Annotated in this window: 21 protein-coding genes and 3 pseudogenes; 4 read left to right on the top strand and 20 right to left on the bottom strand. The window is 51.6% G+C overall.

Annotation, left to right across the window (positions count from 1 at the left end; all coding sequences use genetic code 11):
- Positions 1 to 24 precede the first annotated feature (24 nt).
- Positions 25 to 1,704 (top strand): C4-dicarboxylic acid transporter DauA, encoded by a 1,680-nt coding sequence (gene dauA / locus ACOTZB_RS00120; RefSeq protein ID WP_421626186.1) that lies wholly within the window; start codon positions 25 to 27, stop codon positions 1,702 to 1,704.
- On the opposite strand, the gene ACOTZB_RS00115 is transcribed toward dauA, so the two are convergent.
- The gene (locus ACOTZB_RS00115; protein WP_421626185.1) at positions 1,690 to 2,748 is read right to left on the bottom strand and encodes a MerR family transcriptional regulator; all 1,059 of its coding nucleotides are present in this window, start codon (positions 2,746 to 2,748) and stop codon (positions 1,690 to 1,692) included. The genes dauA and ACOTZB_RS00115 overlap by 15 nt on opposite strands.
- A 120-nt stretch (positions 2,749 to 2,868) precedes the next feature.
- Positions 2,869 to 3,144 carry a stress-induced protein YchH gene (gene ychH, locus ACOTZB_RS00110; protein ID WP_023312132.1) on the bottom strand — a complete coding sequence of 92 codons (276 nt, stop codon included), beginning with the start codon at positions 3,142 to 3,144 and terminating at the stop codon, positions 2,869 to 2,871.
- A gap of 274 nt (positions 3,145 to 3,418) precedes the next feature.
- Between ychH and pth the strand changes: the two genes are divergently transcribed.
- Together pth and ychF are read left to right on the top strand one after the other, a co-directional pair.
- Complete coding sequence (pth, locus tag ACOTZB_RS00105) at positions 3,419 to 4,003, top strand: aminoacyl-tRNA hydrolase (protein WP_023336005.1); 585 nt, start codon at positions 3,419 to 3,421, stop codon at positions 4,001 to 4,003.
- 126 nt (positions 4,004 to 4,129) lie between these two features.
- Positions 4,130 to 5,224 (top strand): redox-regulated ATPase YchF, encoded by a 1,095-nt coding sequence (gene ychF / locus ACOTZB_RS00100; RefSeq protein ID WP_010432886.1) that lies wholly within the window; start codon positions 4,130 to 4,132, stop codon positions 5,222 to 5,224.
- Positions 5,225 to 5,278: 54 nt separating this feature from the next.
- Here ychF and ACOTZB_RS00095 read toward each other — a convergent pair whose 3' ends face one another.
- The 10 genes and pseudogenes from ACOTZB_RS00095 to ACOTZB_RS00050 all read right to left on the bottom strand — a co-directional run.
- On the bottom strand, positions 5,279 to 5,572 hold the full coding sequence (locus ACOTZB_RS00095) for a YciI family protein (RefSeq protein ID WP_047652243.1): 294 nt from the start codon (positions 5,570 to 5,572) through the stop codon (positions 5,279 to 5,281).
- A 165-nt stretch (positions 5,573 to 5,737) separates the two neighbouring features.
- Positions 5,738 to 6,037: a hypothetical protein gene (locus ACOTZB_RS00090; RefSeq protein WP_421626184.1), complete on the bottom strand. Its 300-nt coding sequence runs from the start codon at positions 6,035 to 6,037 to the stop codon at positions 5,738 to 5,740.
- Between the two features lie 204 nt (positions 6,038 to 6,241).
- Positions 6,242 to 6,460, bottom strand: coding sequence for a hypothetical protein (locus ACOTZB_RS00085; RefSeq protein ID WP_047652244.1), 219 nt, complete (start codon positions 6,458 to 6,460; stop codon positions 6,242 to 6,244).
- 385 nt (positions 6,461 to 6,845) lie between these two features.
- Entirely contained in the window at positions 6,846 to 7,211 is a 366-nt protein-coding gene (locus ACOTZB_RS00080) for a hypothetical protein (protein ID WP_235211340.1), read from the bottom strand.
- Positions 7,212 to 7,249: 38 nt separating this feature from the next.
- Positions 7,250 to 7,479 (bottom strand): annotated as a pseudogene (locus tag ACOTZB_RS00075) (RHS repeat protein); the annotation flags it as partial.
- A gap of 144 nt (positions 7,480 to 7,623) precedes the next feature.
- Positions 7,624 to 7,980, bottom strand: coding sequence for a hypothetical protein (locus ACOTZB_RS00070; protein ID WP_047652246.1), 357 nt, complete (start codon positions 7,978 to 7,980; stop codon positions 7,624 to 7,626).
- A 63-nt stretch (positions 7,981 to 8,043) separates the two neighbouring features.
- On the bottom strand, positions 8,044 to 8,118 hold the full coding sequence (locus ACOTZB_RS00065) for a hypothetical protein (protein WP_396349943.1): 75 nt from the start codon (positions 8,116 to 8,118) through the stop codon (positions 8,044 to 8,046).
- A 115-nt stretch (positions 8,119 to 8,233) separates the two neighbouring features.
- On the bottom strand, positions 8,234 to 8,407 hold the full coding sequence (locus tag ACOTZB_RS00060; protein ID WP_161785597.1) for a hypothetical protein: 174 nt from the start codon (positions 8,405 to 8,407) through the stop codon (positions 8,234 to 8,236).
- 238 nt (positions 8,408 to 8,645) lie between these two features.
- Entirely contained in the window at positions 8,646 to 9,089 is a 444-nt protein-coding gene (locus ACOTZB_RS00055; RefSeq protein ID WP_047652248.1) for a DUF6386 family protein, read from the bottom strand.
- A 9-nt stretch (positions 9,090 to 9,098) separates the two neighbouring features.
- Positions 9,099 to 10,529: pseudogene (locus ACOTZB_RS00050) on the bottom strand (RHS repeat domain-containing protein); the annotation flags it as partial.
- Between the two features lie 63 nt (positions 10,530 to 10,592).
- Between ACOTZB_RS00050 and ACOTZB_RS00045 the strand changes: the two are divergent.
- Positions 10,593 to 10,694: pseudogene (locus ACOTZB_RS00045) on the top strand (hypothetical protein); the annotation flags it as partial.
- Between the two features lie 75 nt (positions 10,695 to 10,769).
- Here ACOTZB_RS00045 and comJ read toward each other — a convergent pair.
- The 8 genes from comJ to ACOTZB_RS00005 all read right to left on the bottom strand — a co-directional run.
- Positions 10,770 to 11,252 carry a competence protein ComJ gene (gene comJ, locus ACOTZB_RS00040; protein WP_047741750.1) on the bottom strand — a complete coding sequence of 161 codons (483 nt, stop codon included), beginning with the start codon at positions 11,250 to 11,252 and terminating at the stop codon, positions 10,770 to 10,772.
- A 347-nt stretch (positions 11,253 to 11,599) separates the two neighbouring features.
- Positions 11,600 to 12,049, bottom strand: a complete 450-nt coding sequence (locus tag ACOTZB_RS00035) for an SMI1/KNR4 family protein (protein WP_047741749.1) — start codon at positions 12,047 to 12,049, stop codon at positions 11,600 to 11,602.
- A 12-nt stretch (positions 12,050 to 12,061) separates the two neighbouring features.
- Positions 12,062 to 16,447, bottom strand: a complete 4,386-nt coding sequence (locus ACOTZB_RS00030; RefSeq protein WP_421626183.1) for an RHS repeat-associated core domain-containing protein — start codon at positions 16,445 to 16,447, stop codon at positions 12,062 to 12,064.
- Between the two features lie 3 nt (positions 16,448 to 16,450).
- Positions 16,451 to 16,891 carry a DcrB-related protein gene (locus ACOTZB_RS00025; RefSeq protein WP_023330599.1) on the bottom strand — a complete coding sequence of 147 codons (441 nt, stop codon included), beginning with the start codon at positions 16,889 to 16,891 and terminating at the stop codon, positions 16,451 to 16,453.
- Between the two features lie 75 nt (positions 16,892 to 16,966).
- Complete coding sequence (locus ACOTZB_RS00020) at positions 16,967 to 18,043, bottom strand: hypothetical protein (RefSeq protein ID WP_421626182.1); 1,077 nt, start codon at positions 18,041 to 18,043, stop codon at positions 16,967 to 16,969.
- Between the two features lie 3 nt (positions 18,044 to 18,046).
- Complete coding sequence (locus ACOTZB_RS00015) at positions 18,047 to 18,601, bottom strand: hypothetical protein (RefSeq protein WP_421626181.1); 555 nt, start codon at positions 18,599 to 18,601, stop codon at positions 18,047 to 18,049.
- A 76-nt stretch (positions 18,602 to 18,677) separates the two neighbouring features.
- Positions 18,678 to 19,202, bottom strand: coding sequence for a hypothetical protein (locus ACOTZB_RS00010; protein ID WP_228467113.1), 525 nt, complete (start codon positions 19,200 to 19,202; stop codon positions 18,678 to 18,680).
- On the bottom strand, positions 19,171 to 20,739 hold a 1,569-nt coding region (locus ACOTZB_RS00005; protein ID WP_421626180.1), incomplete at its 5' end, for a type VI secretion system Vgr family protein. The genes ACOTZB_RS00010 and ACOTZB_RS00005, both read right to left, overlap by 32 nt.

The following is a 20,739-nucleotide window of genomic DNA, read 5'->3' as shown; positions in this document are numbered from 1 at the left end:
TGCGCATACGGATGATAGATAATTGTGAAAAACGTAGCCTCCTCACATGTTCTGCCCTTTCGCGCCCTCATCGACGCCTGCTGGAAAGAGAAGTACACCTCGTCACGCTTTGTCCGTGACCTGATTGCCGGGATCACCGTCGGCATTATCGCCATCCCGCTGGCGATGGCGCTGGCGATTGGCAGCGGCGTTGCGCCGCAGTACGGTCTGTACACCTCGGCCGTTGCCGGGATTGTCATTGCCCTGACGGGCGGTTCGCGCTTCAGCGTCTCCGGCCCGACCGCCGCCTTCGTGGTGATCCTCTACCCGGTTTCGCAGCAGTTTGGTCTGGCAGGCCTGCTGGTCGCCACCCTGATGTCCGGCGTCTTTTTGATTCTCTTTGGTCTGGCCCGCTTTGGTCGCCTGATTGAATATATTCCCCTTTCCGTGACGCTGGGGTTCACATCGGGGATTGGTATCACCATCGGAACCATGCAGATCAAGGATTTCCTCGGCCTGCAGATGCCCCACATACCGGAGCACTACCTGCAAAAAGTAGGGGCGCTGTTTATGGCGCTGCCGACGGCCAACCTGGGCGACGCCGCCATCGGGATTGTGACGCTGGGCACGCTGATCGTCTGGCCTCGCCTCGGTATTCGTTTGCCGGGCCATCTGCCCGCGCTGCTGCTGGGCTGCGCGGTAATGGCTATCGTCAATATGTTCGGTGGTCACGTCGCGACTATCGGCTCGCAGTTCCACTATGTTCTGGCGGACGGTTCACAGGGTAGCGGCATTCCGCAACTGCTACCGCAGCTGGTGCTGCCGTGGGACATGCCCGGCTCCAGCTTCACCCTAAGCTGGGATTCCCTGCGCGCCCTGCTTCCCGCCGCGTTCTCTATGGCAATGCTGGGGGCGATTGAATCCCTGCTCTGCGCCGTCGTTCTGGACGGCATGACCGGCACCAAACACAAAGCCAATAGCGAGCTGGTCGGTCAGGGATTAGGCAACCTCGTCGCGCCGTTCTTCGGCGGTATTACCGCAACGGCAGCCATCGCCCGCTCTGCGGCCAACGTGCGCGCGGGTGCAACGTCACCGGTTTCGGCGGTTATCCACTCCGTGCTGGTGATTCTCGCCCTGCTGATCCTCGCCCCGCTGCTCTCCTGGCTACCGCTTTCCGCCATGGCCGCCCTGCTGCTGATGGTGGCATGGAACATGAGCGAGGCGCATAAGGTGGTGAACCTGCTGCGTCGCGCGCCGAAAGACGACATCATCGTGATGCTGATCTGCATGTCGCTGACCGTGCTGTTCGATATGGTTATCGCCATCAGCGTCGGGATCGTGCTGGCTTCCCTGCTGTTTATGCGTCGCATCGCGCAGATGACGCGCCTTTCCCCGGTTAACGTCGAGGTGCCTGACGATGTGCTGGTGCTGCGCGTGATTGGCCCGCTGTTCTTCGCCGCGGCGGAAGGTCTGTTCAGCGATCTGGAGTCCCGCATCGCGGGCAAACGGGTTGTGGTGCTGAAATGGGATGCCGTACCGGTGCTGGATGCCGGCGGCCTGGATGCCTTCCAGCGCTTTGTGAAACGTCTGCCGGAAGGCTGCGAGCTGCGGGTGAGTAACCTGGAATTCCAGCCTCTGCGCACCATGGCGCGCGCGGGCGTGCAGCCGATCCCTGGCCGACTCTCCTTCTACCCTAACCGTGAAGCCGCGTTAGCGGATCTGTGAGTTACCTGATGCAGAGAAACGTCTCTGCATCATCACCCCGATCGCCTGCTGGAGCCATGCAAGCACGGCAGGCGTCATCCAGGTTCCTTTCATCAGGTGCGGTTCCTGCTGCATGGCAGCGCGAAACTTTTGCTGAGTTTCCGGGTTCTTGCCCGCGTAAGACTGGAACAATGCCAGCCAGTTTTCAGCCAGCTTTTGCGCCTCCTCCGAGGCGGGATCGGTATTTTCCCGCTGAGCCTGATGCAGTTTCGCCACCAGCGGCGGCCACTCCATCATACGGTCAAAGTAGTGTGCACGGGTAAAGGCTATCTCTTCGGCAGTGAGATACTTCTCCCATATGCAGAGCTTAGACTCCGCAAACGCGCGCGTGATGTAATCCGTCATCTCCGGCGTGATGCCGGTCTGCGCCTGCATCTGCGGTTCAACGCTGTGCATTTCGTTCAGCCGGGTGAGAAACTCCGGCTTGCCCGCCGTGTCCTGCTCCAGGCGTTCCATCCAGCGCGTCGCCAGATCCATCGCCCGCGCGTCCGTAGCGGGTATGCGCTGCTCCAGTAGCGTGTTGGCCTCTGCAACCAGCCCTGACCAGATAGCCGCCAGCGCATCCTTCTGCACCGCAAACGGCAGCTGCTGTAACTCTTCTTTGCTAAACCAGCGATCGTACATATTCATTAACTCCAGAGTCTGTAGCCAGGATTCCAGATCCGGCGTCGCATCGTCGAGAAGCCCGGTTCGCAGCTCCACCAGCCGGTCGCGCAGCGTATGTATGCTGCGCAGCTGTTTATCCAGCAGCGTGATTTGCGCATCGAGTAGCTCGGTTAAGGACAGCGACTCCTGTTCCAGGAAATCCCTGATTTCAGCAAGTTCCAGCCCCGCTTTTGACAGCGCCTGGATCATATGCAGACGCTGGACATCCGCCAGGTTGTAAAGCCGGTAACCTGCCGCGCTTCTGGCAGAAGGCAGCAACAACCCTGTTTGCTCATAGTGGTGCAATGTCCGCACGGTGATCCCGGCGCGTTTCGCCAGCTCACCCACCTGAATCAACATAACTGCTCCTTTTTCTTTGCCAGTGGCGCCACTCTGGAGCCTTACGTTACGTGAGGGTCAACCCTTGATGCAAAAAAAAACGACTCCCTCGGGAGCCGTTTCGGCGTTCTTTATCAGGCACTAGCTGTGCTTATGCTGATCGCGACGACAGCGTTTGTCGTAGTGGCGCACCCACCAGTATTTATCGCAGACCTCCTCATGTCCGCTCACGCGCGCCCCGGCGAGCCACAATACCGCACCAACGAAGATGCTCAATATCGCGCCATGCGCGAAGTATTGCGGGAGGTCAATCTGAGGTAACTGGTTTAAAATGGAATAACCTACGCCGGCTACCATCACGAACAGCCCCAACCCCATCAGCACGTTACCGAGTAACGAAGCGTTTTTGCGTTTCATGTGTCACCTCCGGAACTTTGGGTTGTCAGGGGAAAAGCCCCTAATCCTTGTGTGTAAAGTATAGACAACGCCCCTTTTATGAGTTGCGTGAATGATCACAATTACAGATAAGTCCCAAACAAAAGTTTACAAATAAGGCTTTGAACAGCTTGAAATTCTAATTGTTCAAATCAGAAATTATTCGTATTTCGCCGAGAAGATCGCAGAATTTTGTCAAGCGGCGCGCCAGACAGTAAACTACGCGCCAGATCTGGAACCCATTAGGAATTGAATCGTGACGATTAAACTGATTGTCGGCCTCGCCAACCCGGGCGCAGAATATGCGGCCACCCGCCATAACGCCGGGGCATGGTACGTCGATCTGCTGGCCGAGCGGTTACGTGCTCCCCTGCGTGAAGAACCTAAATTCTTCGGGTATACCTCACGTATCAACCTTGCTGGCGCGGATGTTCGCTTACTGGTACCCACCACCTTTATGAACCTGAGCGGTAAAGCGGTGGCGGCGATGGCAACGTTTTATCGCATCAATCCGGATGAAATTCTGGTCGCCCACGATGAGCTGGATCTCCCCCCTGGTGTGGCGAAATTCAAGCTGGGCGGCGGCCACGGCGGCCATAACGGTCTTAAAGACATCATCAGCAAGCTGGGCAATAACCCAAATTTCCACCGTTTGCGCGTAGGAATCGGCCATCCGGGCGATAAAAACAAAGTTGTCGGTTTCGTACTCGGTAAGCCCCCGGTTTCTGAGCAGAAACTGATTGACGAGGCGGTAGACGAAGCGGCGCGCTGCACCGAAATCTGGCTGAAAGATGGGTTAACCAAAGCGACAAACCGCTTGCACGCTTTCAAAGCGCAATAATCCGCCCGATCCGGCTTTTTTACCGCGCGTCATGCGGGTTACGTGTATAATAGGCGTAGTTATTTACTTTTCATCAGTCGGTTATCGTTAACGGATTGATTATCAAGATATTAAGGTGATTTAGAAATGGGATTCAAATGCGGTATCGTCGGTCTGCCAAACGTGGGCAAATCCACCCTGTTTAACGCGCTTACCAAAGCGGGTATCGAAGCGGCGAACTTCCCGTTCTGTACCATCGAACCTAACACCGGCGTTGTGCCAATGCCGGACCCGCGTCTGGACCAGCTTGCGGAAATCGTGAAGCCGCAGCGCATTCTGCCAACCACCATGGAATTCGTGGACATCGCGGGCCTGGTAAAAGGCGCGTCCAAAGGTGAAGGCCTGGGTAACCAGTTCCTGACCAACATTCGTGAAACCGAAGCGATCGGCCACGTTGTGCGCTGCTTCGAGAACGACAATATCATCCACGTTAACAACAAAGTGGATCCGGCTGACGACATCGACGTCATCAACACCGAGCTGGCGCTCTCTGACCTCGACACCTGCGAACGCGCGATTCACCGCGTGCAGAAGAAAGCCAAAGGTGGTGACAAGGACGCGAAAGCGGAACTGGCTGCGCTGGAAAAATGTCTGCCACAGCTGGAAAACGCGGGCATGCTGCGCGCGCTGAAAAACCTGACTGAAGAAGACAAAGCGGCAATCAAATACCTGAGCTTCCTGACCCTGAAGCCAACCATGTACATCGCCAACGTTAACGAAGACGGTTTCGAGAACAACCCGTACCTCGACAAAGTGCGTGAAATCGCGGCGGCTGAAGGTTCTGTGGTTGTGGCGGTTTGCGCTGCCGTTGAATCCGACATCGCCGAGCTGGACGACGCTGACCGTGAAGAGTTCATGGCCGAGCTGGGTCTGGAAGAGCCGGGCCTGAACCGCGTCATTCGTGCAGGCTATGAGCTGCTGAACCTGCAGACCTACTTCACCGCTGGCGTGAAAGAAGTGCGTGCGTGGACCATCCCTGTAGGTGCAACTGCGCCTCAGGCGGCCGGTAAGATCCACACTGACTTCGAGAAAGGCTTTATTCGTGCGCAGACAATCGCGTTTGAAGACTTCATCACCTATAAGGGTGAGCAAGGCGCGAAAGAAGCAGGCAAGATGCGTGCGGAAGGGAAAGATTATATCGTTAAAGATGGCGACGTAATGAACTTCCTGTTTAACGTCTGATTCGTCTTGAATGAAAAAAATCCACGCCCTGGCGTGGATTTTTTTATTCCGGGGTTAAAACACATTTTCTAATAGTTCTGTTTTCATGCTGGGTTCAAAGGGAATGATTTCAACAGTCGCAAGCTTTAACGCCTGAAAAGGATCCTCGCGCAAGCGCTCCTCAAGAGAGGCAAGACTCTCACACTTAGCGAGAATGACCCCACCGTTTCTTGGGTTCCGTCTACCGGACGCCAGGAAAATCCCCTCTGCGTACCTTTTTTTAAGCCACTCAACATGAGCAGGTATCGCTGCGTCAATCTCTTCGAGTGGTTTGATATAGGTTAAAATGACAATGTAAACCGCGCTCATCCTTTGCCTCTTAGCTCTGTTTTAAACCGCTTGTTGGAACTGCTTATGCAGCCCTCTTTTGCCACCGGTTATTGTTATGATTTTTTGGTGCTTTTGATGTTAATACGCAGGGCCCGATAGAGACAACGCGTTAGGCTTCATATCCTAGGAATAAAACCAATCATGCTAGCCGTTTTGCTTTTTCGCATAGCTACAGACCACAACCACTTCCTTTGACAGGTTGAAAGTTAAGTAATAGAAAGCTGCGCCTTCAGGAGGTGCAGTCCAAAATAATTTTTCGCTCTGAGCATAGAAGATGGTTAAAGCGTTTGGTAATAGCTTTGGTTTAATCAATACAAATATTAATTGACGTATTGAATCGACAATTGCACAGTCTAAAAATGGCACATTAATTAGTAAATTTCTTTCACCACATATCCATGTGAACAGGTTATTTTCTTTTAAATAAGTGAGATTTTCAATCATAGTTAAACCTCAAATTACTTGATAATTATAAATCTGCGGGATACCATCGAGTCTTAAAAAGAAATCAACTTTATTATAATAGTTACCGCACTAAATAAAACGATAACTTTTTTCAAACATTAAAATCTAGCAAAATTTAAATGAAAGAGATTTGTTTAACATTAAATTAATTAACTTTCCACGCACTATAATAAGATATTATCCTTATGAAAAGAAAGGCTTGTTTTTTCCTTCTCTAGTCTGAGTGGCTATAATAACCTCATAAGCATCATTTTCACTTTTCTGTGCTTTCAATGCCTCTTCCGGAGTAATTTTCGACTCCTTTTTAATCATAGCAATAGTTCCGGTATCATATTGGATAAAATATTCACCATTTCTTTTGATTATGTCAACACCAAAATCTGTAAAAATAACTTCATTCATTTTTCACACCTCTATTTATTTATAATTGGTGTAATCAAAGCATCACCGATAGGTGTTTAATCTATTACGGCCTCAGGGATGCCTCCCGACGTCTTACCACCAGGAATCCAAAAATCTTTGCCAGTTGTTGATTTAATATTTTATTGCCATACATTGAACAACTGCTTCCATATCTGCTGTTCCTCAATTGTAGGGACTCTATAATCCTGAGTCTTTCGCCTATATTCCATAAAACATGAATCTATAGCTCGAATAGCCACCATTTTTTCTTTTCGACAATCATCTAAAATAGATTGCATATCCTGTAGACAATTAGAATCAAGAATATATTTTTGAAAAAACAGTTCCAGAAAATCTAACACTTCATTATAAGATTGTAAATTTATCATGGTTCCTCTGGCAGAATATCAATCTTGTCGAAATTAATAACTCTATTTTCAGCATGCAGCTGTTGAACATTACCTTGGCCGTATTCAGGGTATGCCTTAGTAAACGGTTCAAGTGGCGCTCCTGGTCTATCGCCGAACATTCTCGGGGTTCGCACTTGCGGAACACCATTTTCATATAATTGAAGCGTATCAAACTCAGCTCTAAGACGTCCATCACTCCATGATTTATCCAAAGGATCAAGTGGATTCAATTTATCTGCTCCTTTGATCTGGAATGCATCTCTTACTGTGCGACCGGAGTCTAATTTATCAAAACCAAAACAAGTGACTGGTGCGGATTTGGATTCAAATGTTTTAGGCACCCATGCGTTAATAGTACCGTCATCCTCAAGATACCTCAGATGTCATAGCGCCAGCGAATGCCGTTCAGCTGCGTCAGGCGGTTCTGTGTGACCTTCTCAGCAGACCCTTCCAGCGGGTTACCGGCAGCGTCCCGTCCTGAACGAGCAGGCGCCCGGCGCTGTCGTACTGCCAGCGGTACCAGCTGAAAGGGTTATCGTCCCGCTCTTCCCGGACCAGGTTATTGCGGTAGTCGCAATCCGAGCAGAGAAACCAGCGGCGCATCGCTGGGTGCGAAAGGTAAAGATTACATCATTAAAAATTACGATGTGATGAACTTCTTTTTTTATGTTCGATTTGTTTGAAAGAAAAAAATCCACGATTTAACGTGGATTTTCCCAATATACTGAACTAAGTTGTTTAATAAATAAAAAATTATAGCATAAATATGCTATTACTTTCTTTATCCATGTCTAGGCTTCCTAACGCTCCAAGATCTAAAGAATAAATCTCATCAGTACCTTTGCGCAAATTCAAAAAGTACCCAAGATCACCATCTTGACCAATCAATAAAACGTCAGGCTCAACCTCTTGAATTGTATATGTATTATTTCTTTCAAGTAAATCAAAACAATTGAAAACATAAAGCTGGTCACCATTTGCTCGTTGAATTTCATAAGAGTCAGTGTCCTTGACGTTTTCAATCATAAAGCGCTTATATTCAGAAGGTAAAGACATGCGCATGAGTTTTTCAATTTCATTTAGCTGAACAATTAAATCCTGTTTTTCCATATCAACTTACCTTTAAGCCAATAAGTAATATATAAAATAAATATTATTGCTATTAGACTCTCTCTATTGATCGAAATATTTATACGAATCCCTAATCGATTTTATTGCCTGCTGTTTTGGAACACCTGAATCAATCATTTCTTAGTAACTGATATGAAACTCTTGTTTCAGCGTTGCATCCTAATCTCCAGGCGAAGCTCCACGGGTTCGCTGAGTAGAACATATATTAGCATATAGACTACCTGATGCGGATTTAAGTAACTTGATTGTTGCGAACCCGCGGCTGGGCGATGATTTCCGTCAGGCGGTTGTGCGTGACCTTTTCTTCAGATCCTTCAAGCGGGTTACCGTCCCGCTTTTCCTGTACCAAGTTATAGCGGTAGCAGTAATCCCTGCGGCTGATCCCCGCAGCGATGCCGTCGCCCAAGGCGGTCTTACTCGCTGCGGGGATCAGCCGCCACTGGGGGCTTTTCTCAGGGTAGAGTTGTTCGTCGCGAGTATACTGACAGCTTATTGAAGACAAGGGTAAGCAAGGCGCGAAAAAAGCAAGCAAGATGCGTGCAGAAGGAAAAAAGAATAGTGTTAAAAATGACTACGTGGTGAACTAATTAATTATTTAACATTTTTTTGGATGAAAAAATCCACGCCAGGGCGTGGATTTTCATTCAGAGATAAACACCCTCTTCTAATGAGTTTTCAGTAAACGTTGCTTTTGTAAAGGAAATTAGCACATCTGAACCATGCTTTTTATATTTAACCTCGTAACTACCTGGCTCTAAAGTAATAAACTCGCCTGAAATAGCATCTGAATCATCTGGCTCCAGATCTCCGCCAGTGACATCTTCTCCCGCCCCTATGAAAACCTTTCCCGTAGGTACGTTTAAAAATAACGATCCGGTATATTCACCAATATCATTTTTAATATCAACTTTATAGTTACCATCATCTCCAAGATTGAGAAATAACACATTCCCTTTATTTATTTCTTCAACTTCATCTTCTGGAAGACTCCACCAATCTGCATCATCATTTATCCTATGCTTTAATGACATCAAATCATAAATTACTAATGTGGCAGTATCCGTCTGTATATTAATGGATTTATTCATTTTACCCCCCTACTGAAATATTATTTCACTGATGGCGTCTCCGGGCTGAAGCCCCGCCTTTCTGCCTGCATTTTTCAAAGAACTACCGACACTTTTATTAATAGTTTCATTCAGCATTTGTAATCTTTGTGTAGGCGAACCTCCAACAATTAAATCAACAGGATGATCAGCGTTTAACTTACTTAGATCAGGTGCTGAGCCAAACATTTTTTCAAAGCGCGCAGAAACAGCCTGCCTGTAAGAACTTTGCAAAGATGAAATCCTAACCTCATGGGTGCCCGGAGACCAAACTAACTCTCCTCGTTGAGCCGCTCGGTTTAAGGCATTCATTTTTTTCATAAACTGTCTTTCAAGGAATTTTCTCTCGGTTGAAGACAGCTTTGTGCTGCTTAAAATCTTCGGTTTATTGACAGTTAAGCGGGTACCTCCAGAACACCTACTCAACCCCCACGGATCCACCCACCCCAGCGCATTCGGCGCATACTGGTAAAGGTTTATCCCCCCCGCCAGCCCTATCGGGTCCTGCTGCGTAAACCGCCCGCAGTCCGGGTCGTAATACCGGAAGAGATTGTAGTGCAGCCCTGTCTCACGGTCCAGGTATTGGCCCTGCATGCGCAGGTTCTGGGAATATCCTGATATCTGCGTCTCGCTTTCACGCAGCAGCTTGCCCCAGGCGCTGTTCACCCCTTCCCAGCGCACCTGCCCTTCGATATCCGTCATCCGCTCCGGCGTGCCGTTGGGCTGGCAGTGGAACCAGAAGATCTCCGGAGCATCCACGCCGTCAATACGCGCCAGCGGATCGTAGCTGTCCTGATCGCTGTAGACGTAGGTGAGCGGCACATCCCCGTGCACCTCCTGCAGCAGGCGGAACCCTTCCCAGACAAACCGGGTGTTCACTGGCTTACCGGTTGGCTGTCCGCCCAGAATCTGGCGTCGCGTTTTGCTGATACGTCGCCCGAGCGGATCGTAGCGGAAGCTGACCTGCGTCTGCGGTTTGTTGCGGTCCCGCGGCTGGCTGATGACCTCCGTCAGGCGATGCTCACCGTCGTAGCGGTAGTGCCAGCGGGTCTGACCGTTATCTTTCTCCACGGTGCGGCCGTGGATGTCATAGCGCCAGCGAATGCCGTTCAGCTGCGTCAGGCGGTTGTGCGTGACCTTCTCAGTAGCCCCTTCCAGCGGGTTACCGGCAGCGTCCCAGCGCCACTGCTCCTGTCCGGGCAGCGTGCCGTCCTGAACGAGCAGGCGCCCGGCGCTGTCGTACTGCCAGCGGTACCAGCTGAACGGATTATCGTCCCGCTCTTCCCGCACCAGGTTATTGCGGTAGTCGTAATCCCAGCGGCGGGACCAGCGGCGCGGCGACGGGCGCTGGGCATTGCCGGTAAAGACGTCCCGGCGATGCAGCCGACCAAGACGATCGTATTCGCTGCGGGTGATCAGCAGCCACGGGGGCTATTCCCAGGATGGGGATGTTCGTCGCGAGTATAACGACTGCTTATTGAGGGCAAGGGTAAGCAAGGTGCGAAAAAAGTAAGCAAGATGCGTGCGAAGGGGAAATATTACATCGCTAAAGATGTCGATGTGATGAATTTCTTGTTTAACGTTTGATTTGTTTTGAATGAAAAAACCCAGGCCAAAGCGTGGATTTTTATTCCAAGATAAATTCCCCGGTTAATATTACATTTAAAAAAAACCTTCTTTGAGAGGATCATCTTTTATTCCTCCCCAAGGGTCATCTAGCAAAAACTTAGCAGCAATAGCTTCTTTTGCCGGTACAAGAGTGAAATTATAGTAAATTTCATCACCTTCACAAACCTCATAAAAGAGTGAATAAACCTTATCGTTCACATCTATATTTAAATCGAATTCCTCAGTTGCAGAAGCGATTTGCAGCTTATGTTTATCCGTAATAAAAAATGGTACAACAATACATCGCTGAGCATTTTCATCCAATTTGAAAGCATTCTCTATTTTGATATTGACGTTTGCTCCAAACGCGTCCTCTGGTAATGGATCGAATATAATATAATCCTTGTGTAGAACAGCACCTTGAGAAACATTGCCTTTTCCCCACTGACTCAGCTTTTCGTCATAGTCTCGGGATCGTAACACTATTTGAGTATGTGAAATAAGTAGATCTACTGTTTGCATGCTCTTATCACTCATTATATTCCCTCGGCTTTTATTCTTCTTCTATTTGGCAGTTATGAAAAAATAATATATAGTTAATCTATTTTTTTAAATGAAAAAATGCACGATTTGGCGTGGGTTTTCCAACATGCTGAACTAGGCGTTTAATAAAAGGAAAATTATAACATAAACATACTATTACTTTCTTTATCAATTGTTGTAAATGTATTATGACATGCATAATTTTCAATATTTAATCACTTCTCATATAATATAAAAACACTATGAATAAAAATGAATCTCGCACCATAAGGCCCAAATTTTCTCTTGGGCCTTTCAGTTTTGAAAATTTTCATAAATTCAATTGTAATTCACGTGAATTATCACGTCCGTAATTTAACATAATTATCAAAAAATTCAGAAAACGAAGAGCTTATAGTGTTAGTCGTACTCTTAGAAAACAGATCATAATTAACAACCCTACCAAAACTCTCACTACCAGAATCTATACACCAGCAAACCTCATCATCTTTGAAATAGATGACTGCATAATTTTCAGGAAGTGAGAACTCATTGCGACAATATATTGTATCGTAATAGACAGCACCTCCTGATTCTTCGAGGGCATTATTATCCACTATTCCTGAAATCTCCTCTCCAATCACCCCCCCTCCCCCAACCAAAAGTAAGAACTCTCTGAAATCAGAAGGGAGTTTAATACCTAAGTTATTCTCAAGTGAGTCAATCTGTTCTGTATCAACTTGGCCTAACCAAAAAACTTCTTCTGTCGCATTATTATCCAAATATTCAATTGCAGTTTTGATAGTCATCATTTTCACACCCTATTAAAAATCTAATGCTCTCAACTTCCAATATGCGCTTCTGAATCTATTGTACTGTCTATCAAGTTCAGGAGTATTTCTAAAACTACCACCATTCTCGATTAATCCATGCAATTGCTTATGATACAGCTTATGCGTAGATGAAAGAATTTCCACCATTGGTCCCGGCTCTTGTCCAAGAACATGATGAAGATTGACTTGTTTTCCATCCGTGCCTATCGGAGCATAGCCATTTTTCATCAAATCAACATTTGTCCAACCATCCTTAACTTTCGCTTTGATTGAAGGATGAACTGACGGATGAACTGACTTAGGAACTCCAGGATGTATATCAACAGTATTTTTATAAACTGTACGTCCCAGAATTGTTCCAGGCTTATATTTACCTGAGGATGAACACCTACTCAACCCCCACGGATCCACCCACCCCAGCGCATTCGGCGCATACTGGTAAAGGTTTATCCCCCCCGCCAGCCCTATCGGGTCCTGCTGCGTAAACCGTCCGCAGTCTGGGTCGTAATACCGGAACAGATTGTAGTGCAGCCCTGTCTCACGGTCCAGGTATTGCCCCTGCATGCGCAGGTTCTGAGAATATCCTGATACCTGCGTCTCGCTTTCACGCAGCAGCTTGCCCCAGGCACTGTTCACCCCCTCCCAGCGCACCAGCCCTTCACTATCCGTCATCCGCTCCGGCGTGCCGTTGGGCTGGCAGTGGAACCAGAAGATCTCTGGAGCATTAACGCCATCAATACGTGCCAGCGGATCGTAGCTGTCCTGGTCGCTGTAGACGTAGGTCAGCGGCACATCCCCGTGCACCTCCTGCAGCAGGCGGAACCCTTCCCAGACAAATCGGGTTGTGACCGGCTTGCCGGTTGGCTGTCCGCCCAGCATCTGGCGTCGCGTTTTGCTGATGCGGCGACCGAGCGGATCGTAGCGGAAGCTGACCTGCGTCTGCGGTTTATTGCGGTCCCGCGGCTGGCTGATAACTTCCGTCAGGCGATGTTCACCGTCGTAGCGGTAGTGCCAGCGGGTCTGGCCGTTATCTTTTTCCACGGTGCGGCCGTGGATATCATAGCGCCAGCGAATGCCGTTCAGCTGTGTCAGGCGGTTGTGCGTGACCTTCTCAGCAGATCCTTCCAGCGGGTTACCGGCAGCGTCCCAGCGCCACTGCTCCTGTCCGGGCAGCGTGCCGTCCTGCACCAGCAGACGCCCGGCGCTGTCGTACTGCCAGCGGTACCAGCTGAAGGGGTTATCGTCCCGCTCTTCCCGCACCAGGTTATTGCGGTAGTCGTAATCCCAGCGGCGGGACCAGCGGCGCGGCGACGGGCGCTGGGCATTGCCGGTAAAGACATCACGGCGATGCAGTCGGCCAAGACGATCGTATTCGCTGCGGGTGGTCAGCAGCCCCTGGGTGCGGCTGGTCTCCCGGTGGAGCTCGTCGCGGGTAAAATCAGAGACCGACAGCTTATCAAGAGCAATGCTGAGCAGATGCCCGCTGCCGTAGTAGAACTGCTTCAGCTCGCGGCCGTCGGGAAGCGTGACGGAGGTGCGGTTGCCCAGCGCGTCATACTCCCACGCCAGCTCGCCGAGCTCGCCCGCTTCGCGCGTCACGCGACCGAGCGCATCATAGTCAAAGGCGAGCTCCTGCTCTGCCTCGGTGGTCCACGCGTCGGCTGCAAGCGCAGGATGCAGTCCTATCCGGCTTAACAGCCCGGACGGCGTGTAGTGATAGCGGGTCTGCCCTTCCGGCGTGGTGCGGGCGACCAGCTGGCCGCTCGCGCTCCAGGCGAAGGCGTGGGTGATGGCCTCCGGATGACCGGCGGCAAACGTGCGCGCTATCGTGCGCCCGCAGGCGTCGTAGCGATACTGCGAGGCTACGCCATCGAGCCCCACCTCTTCCAGCAGCAGCGAGTCCGCGCCCCAGCGGAACTGATACGCTTCGCCGTTTTCGTTTTCCAGGGCAATCAGACGCCCGCGGCTGTCCCAGCGGCGACGGACCTCTTCGCCCTGGGTATTGCGCGTCGCGGTTAAGCGCCCTGCCTCATCGTATCTGAACTCGCTTTCTTTCCCGTCGGCACCCGCATGCTTCACCGGCAGGCCACGTTCGTTCCATTTGAGCGACTCCGTCCAGCCTTCCGGGCGATCGAGCTGTACCGGACGCCCCGCGGCGTCGTAGCGATAACGGGTCTCTTCCCCGTCGGCGCCGGTCTCGGCCACCAGCCAGCCCAGCGGGTGATAGCGGTAGCGGGTAATACGCCCGGAACAGTCCGTCGAACGAACAATCTGCCCGGCCTCGTTGTACTCCTGGTAGCGGCTGTTTCCGGCGGCATCAACCTCTTCAACGACCTGGCCGAACTCGTCCCGGCGCAGCTGCGTGGTCTGCCCCATCGGGTCCACCACGCGCTTCAGCCCGTGATGTTCGTCGTACCAGAACCGGGTGGCGCTGCCGTCGGCTTCGATAATGGCCGCAGGAAGCGCGCGGTGCTCCAGCCAGGTGGTAGTGCGGGTATTGCCGTCGACGTCGATCTCCTGAACCCGGTTGCCCATGTCGTCGTAGACGAAGGTAACGGCATTGCCGAGCGGATCGATGCGACGCGTCAGAAGCTCGTTGTCGTCCCACTCGTAGCGCCAGTTTTCACCGCGCTCGTCAACGTAGCGGACAATCAGATTCTGCGCGTTCCAGTAGTGGCGGCGCGTCTGGCCGTCGTAGTGCTCGACGGTCGTCAGCCCGGCGGCTAAATCGTAGTTAAAGCGGCACCCGTCGCCGGTGCTGGTGCGGTTTTCCACCACGCGCCAGTGATCGAATTTTTTCCAGCGGTATTCGCTCTCCAGACCGCCAGGCATCCGGTGCCAGACCATCAGCCCGTGCTCGTTATAGCGGTATTCACGCGTCACCACGCCGGAGGCATCCGTCGTGCTCGCCAGCTGGCCGCGCGCGTCGTAGCCCCACTGCATCAGCGGCCAGGTTTGGCTGCCGTCGAAATGGCTGGCAGCGGTCACGCGCTGCGGGAAACGTTCATCGTCATAGCGCAGGGTGACGTCTATCGCCCGCGGCTCGTCGTGAAGGCCGACCAGTCTGCCGTGCTCGTCCCACTCCGTCAGCAGCGCGTTACCGTATTCATCGCTGAGGGAGGCCAGACGCAGGATAGATGGATTCGCCCGGGTCGGTTTATACAAACGCCACACCGCACCGTCATCGTCGGCAATCGCCACGTCGCCGTTCTCATTACGGCGGATGATGATACCTTCGCTGATGCTGTAAAACGCGCGGTCGACAGGCGGCAGCTCGAAGCTCAGCTCGCGCCCGGTCTCGTCGAACCAGGTGGCGTTGTCTTCTTCCAGCGCCAGATAGCTGTCAAAGGTCGTTGCCCAGCCCAGGCCGAACAGCCCTTCGCGGGTGGTCAGGCTGTTGTAGCTGCGCTGCCAGCGAAGCGGGAAGCGCCCCGGCAGCGAGAAATCGAGCTCGTCGTCGTCATTCAGCACCTTCACGCCGGTGGCGGCGTGAACCGGGTGCGAGGAGCCAAACACGGCGTTCACCGCCATATCGGCCAGCATCCCGCCGCCGGCTGCCGCCAGCGCGCAGGGCATGTTTTTCAGGATCTTGCCCGGACGCCCGCGGAGCAGGGAGAGCGCAATCATCCCCAGCGCCAGACCCGGCATTTTACCGCTTTTGATATCGCGGACCGTGAGCGTGTCCCCGCCGATGATCACGTTCGGGGAGACGTCGTCGGAAACGGTGCCCTCGCAGGTGGTGCGATCTTTCGCGCGCACCGCGGGCTGCCCGTTGATAAAGACGCTTTTAGAGCCTTCCGCCAGATACTGCGGCCCGGAGTGCTTTTCGCACGCCACCTTGTCCTCTTCCAGCGGTGAGGTTCCCGCGGCGGCAGAGGCCACGCTCGGCTGCCACATTTCGCTGCCAAACTGTCCGGCGGCGGTAAGCAGCATGCCCGCGTAATCGGCAAAGCTGCCCGGCGACTGCGGCTCAGGAGACGGTGTATCGGCGGGCGTCAGCGTGCCTGCCGCCCGCGCGGCGGGGATTGCGTTGGTGAGAACGTTACTGGAACCGGTAGTGATTTTACCCGCAGGCGACGGCGGGAAAAGCGCATTGCCTAACCCCTCAGCGGCGTTGCTGATATCGTCGGTGATCCCCGCCACGTTCGCCAGCACGCCACCGATAATCCCGCTTAACAGACAGCTGGATCCAATTGCGGCCACGCCCGCTGCGGCCGCCCCTGCGCCCAGCAATGGCGCCGCTACGGTTGCAGCTGCGCCTACCGCCGCGCCGATCACCGCATAGGCGGCACCTTCCGCCACGATGCTGGTGATGTCAGCAAAAATGCTGGAGTGAATAATCTCGTCGCCCTTACGGGCCGCGTTGTTATCGCTCATGCCTTACACATTCCGGTTGTCGTTTAGCGTCAGACTCTGCTTAAGCGCGCTCCAGCGCACCTCGTCCTCTTCGGTGAATGCCCTGAGTGCCGAGAGGGTAAAAATCATCAATACCGGTTTGCCCGGCGTCTGCACGGCCAGCTGTTTTTGCCACAGGCGCTGCCCGTTACGGTCAAAGGTGGTCTCAACTTCCAGCCCGTTAATTTTTCCGTCAGGCCCGGCTTTTACGTTCCGGAATTCGCTCTGGGCAATTTCGCCCATCTGCGGACGCAGCACATCCCACTGGCGGTGGAACTCTTGTTCATAGTCGCTGCCATCGGGGATAACGCCGCGACTGACCACCACGGACAGCCCGCTTTCGTCATCGCGAATAATATTCATGCTGTTATCCTGCCAGGCAGCAGGAAAAAGGGAAAACGAACCTTCCTGGAGGGTGTATTTCATAAGTGAACTCGGGATGATTAATATTGTGAGAAACAAAAAGGCCAATCCATGCTGGCCCTTTGGCTGGCTGTTTTATTATTTACGCCATTGACCTGACTGTTCGACTAAAACCTGGCTGCCTTTGCTGACAACCAATTTCGCGGGTGCATACGTCACGGTGTAAGCGATATCGCCATTCTTGTACGTTGAGCCGATTATTTTACCTGCAGAGTCGTGCAACGTTTTTCCTCTTAAGGAGATCGTACTGTTATCGCTTTTGCGCACGCCGAGATAAACCATCTGGTCACATTCGCTATCGAAATGGCCGCACCTGTTTATCAGCGAAATAGCGAACTTTTCGGTGTCGAGCTTTCTGGTTTCAGCGTTATGAACCGAAGCGGTTTTATGTAACGTATAACGCAGCGGAGCATAGTAATTTCCATTTTGAGGAGGAGTGGCTAAACGCCATTCCATTTCATCCCCCTTTATTTCCAGAACAGCACGTCCGCCTGTGCCGCCAAACGATGAGTTGAATTCAATATTGGCACGATTGCCATCGATCGTACCGGTAAGATTACGCTCATCATCTTCCGGGCAATCTATGCGGTTTCCTCTCTGGGAGATATAGCAATAAGACCCGGTGATACGGTTGCCTGATTCAGCTAACCGCAGGGTTAACGTCGAGTCGCTCCCGGATTCTCCAGCCCACTCCCCGTCAAACGCGAGGCCTGACTGGCTGTTCGTTGCAAAATGCATCGCATTGAATCTGGCGGCCCACTGCTGAATATCGGCATTTATAACCGGGCTATTATCAGAAGACTGGTAATGAATAACGTCCGACTCCGGAACCACCCAGGCCGCAAAGATTTTGCCGTCAGGATTGATGACCAGCGCGGACGCATTCTCCTGGTAGAGATCCTTTAGCCAGCCTTCAACAAACAATCCGCCACCTGCGGTGGTATGCGGTTCACCAAAGACATCAAAGTTATCAATAAAGGTCTGGTAATGATTTCCCAGCAACGCCCTGAGATTATCTGTCACTTCGCTGTCGTTAACGATGCGGCTAACCGTATCGAGCTTATTGTATTGAGATAATTCAAGCGCCGATGACGCTTCAACGACGCCAGCCAATAAAGCCGTGCACAATACGAGTGCCAGATATTTTTTTGTCATAAATTATTCTTGAGAATCATTGTTGTAATTCATCGTTATTTTTATAACGTTGCCGCCTTTTATCTCAAAAGAGAGCAGTTTTTTATCCAATTCGTAGGTAATCCACTGCTCCCCGGAATCATTTTCAACCTGGCCATCGCCGTATGCATTGTTCAGTGCTCTGATTGTTGAACCCACATGAACTCCACGCGGCGTAAAAATATCTGAGGCAGTCAGCGTAATCTGGGAGACGATATAATCATCAACGCTTCGTTCAGCTTTATCCCACCAGAGATTTGAAGTGAATATTGCTAAACCAGCCTTTTGATGCTGGAAGAACTTATATTGGGTTCCGTCAAAAGGAACCTCACCGACAAAATGGCCTTCAAGCGGCACGTCAATTTTACGGGCAATATCAGGAGTCCATCTGTCGCCTAATGCGACAGGCTGGCCTTTAACCTTGACGGAAAAATCCTGTTTTGTCAGAACGGGCGACATAGCTTCTGCCAAAACCACATTGCTGCTCAGACAGGTAAACATCAGGGCAGAACAAAGAAATGCCGGAGTGTGTTTTTTCACATTAATTGTCATTTAATGAATATTTATTGCGCTTCTCGCCACTGGAAACACCGCCAGGACATGGAAGCAGCGTTTCTTATTCGGCGCTTATGACGACTGAACCCAGACAGTCAGGATTTTTCACGGTGAAACTGAAGCTCACCTTCTGTCCATTCATATCTTTTGGCGCTGTATAGCTGGTCACTTCGTTCTCAGAGCGGCCTCGTGGATAATCAGTTAACGTCAGTTGCGGATAATGCTTTTTAACGGTATCAAGAGTGATGCACTGGCCGGACGGTGAAAAATTCAGTAACGGTGCCATACCGTCACTTTCTTTACTTAAGCGTAAATCAATTGCAGTAATGTTCGTTCCATCCGCCAGTTTGATATCGTCGGCATTGTAGAAATTGATATATTCATTCTGTTTCGTCAGCCTGAATGACAACGGAGCGTTATCCAGACTGTTAACGGACAACGTTTTGAGTGATGCGCTCATTTGTGCAATGAACTGCCAAAGATCCTGTTTCTGCATGTTACCTCCTGCCATTCCCGTCGTTAATAAAGCCGCAAGCACCGCACCCGTTTTTAGACTATGGATAATTTTTATCATACCAACCGCCATAATAATCTTCGTAATATTGCCCTGTGGTAGACGTTTGTTCGCCTTTGCCAAAGATACGGCCTATCTGCGTACGCGCTTCACTTTCCTTTATAGCCCCACGTTCGAGAGAATCATAGATACTATTATATTGTGTCTGATTTGCCGGATTGCCCGCAATACCGATATCTCCACCCTTGTTGGCTATGATTTCGCGTTGGACCCGGATATTGTTCAACGTTGCAGCGCCTTCATCACTGAGTGTGCTGTTGAGATAGGCGTCGCGCGAAGAAAAATCAATGTTGGGTTCATATAAAGCGTGACCACTTTCATGTGACAGAGACTGAACAACCGCATTCGGATTACCGAGCTCGTTTTTATCAACGGTAATAACTCGCTTTTGACGATTGGCAAACGTCCCCTTACCTGCCTCACCTTCTTCAAATGTCCAGCCTCGTTTCTTTAACGTAGCTATGTCATTTTTCATGGTCGGTGATTTATCGACAAGACTATCTACATCCTTGCCATATCCGCTTGAAGGAGCATTGGAGGCTGGAGGCGTAGCGGTTTTAGAGGCTTCGGCAGGTGCGCTGGCAGCCACACCAGCCTTACTCTCCTTTCCCGGCGCAAATTTCTCCTGCACCGCCGCATCAATATCCCCTTTATGCCCCGATCCCGGTGCCGTTGTGCCCGGCTTGGTGCCAGAAGTATTCAGATGCAGCTTACCGCCCGTGGTGATATAACCATCCCCTTCCACGAAGAAGTTAAACTCTTTGCCTATTAGGTTTATCTTGCCGTTAGCATTCAGCTCAATGGCGCTCTCACCGGAGACCAGCCGCAGCTTCGTCCCGGAAGCAATGACGTACTGCTCCACCGCCGCATCCAGCTTGCCTTTACCCGTCAGGATCTCGGTTCCACCCTTCACGGCCTGAGTCTGGTTCGCTTCCACGCGATGGAGTTCATTTTTCTTCACGTAATGGCTGCGCTCGCCGCCGACGCTGTGCGTTTCATCGTTTTTAACGCTGGTGTCCATGTTGCGCTCGGCCTGGATCCACACCTGCTCTGCACCCGCTTTATCCTCAAACCGCAGGGCGTTGGCGTTGTCCACGGAACCGTCTTTTGTGCGGCTCATAAAGCCCATCTGCGTCGCCGCAGCCGGCAGCGCCCACGGCGGCATGCTCGCGTCGTTGTACACGCGCCCGGTAATGATCGGACGGTCCGGGTCGCCGTTGATAAAGTCCACCACCACCTCATCACCCACGCGCGGGATCTGCACCCCGCCGTAGCCCTGGCCCGCCCACGCGCTCGACACGCGCACCCAGCAGGAGCTGGTGTCATCGCCCTTCGCCAGGCGGTCCCAGTGGAACTTCACCTTCACGCGACCGTATTTGTCCGTCCAGATACTCTCGCCCTTAGGCCCCACAACTTTCGCCGTCTGCGGGCCGTAGGTGCGCGGCCATGCCGTGGACTGCGCCGGACGGTACACCACCGCCGACGGGATGACCGTAAAATCGGTGCGGTGAAGGGTTTCCCCCTCGCCGCTGGCGTAGCGGTTCTCTTC

It is taken from the genome of Enterobacter cloacae complex sp. SHL020 (assembly GCF_049236945.1).
In the GTDB taxonomy this organism is placed as follows: domain Bacteria; phylum Pseudomonadota; class Gammaproteobacteria; order Enterobacterales; family Enterobacteriaceae; genus Enterobacter; species Enterobacter dykesii.
The sequence above is the reverse complement of the archived record's forward strand: the minus strand, read 5'-3'. Positions and strand labels throughout refer to the sequence as shown.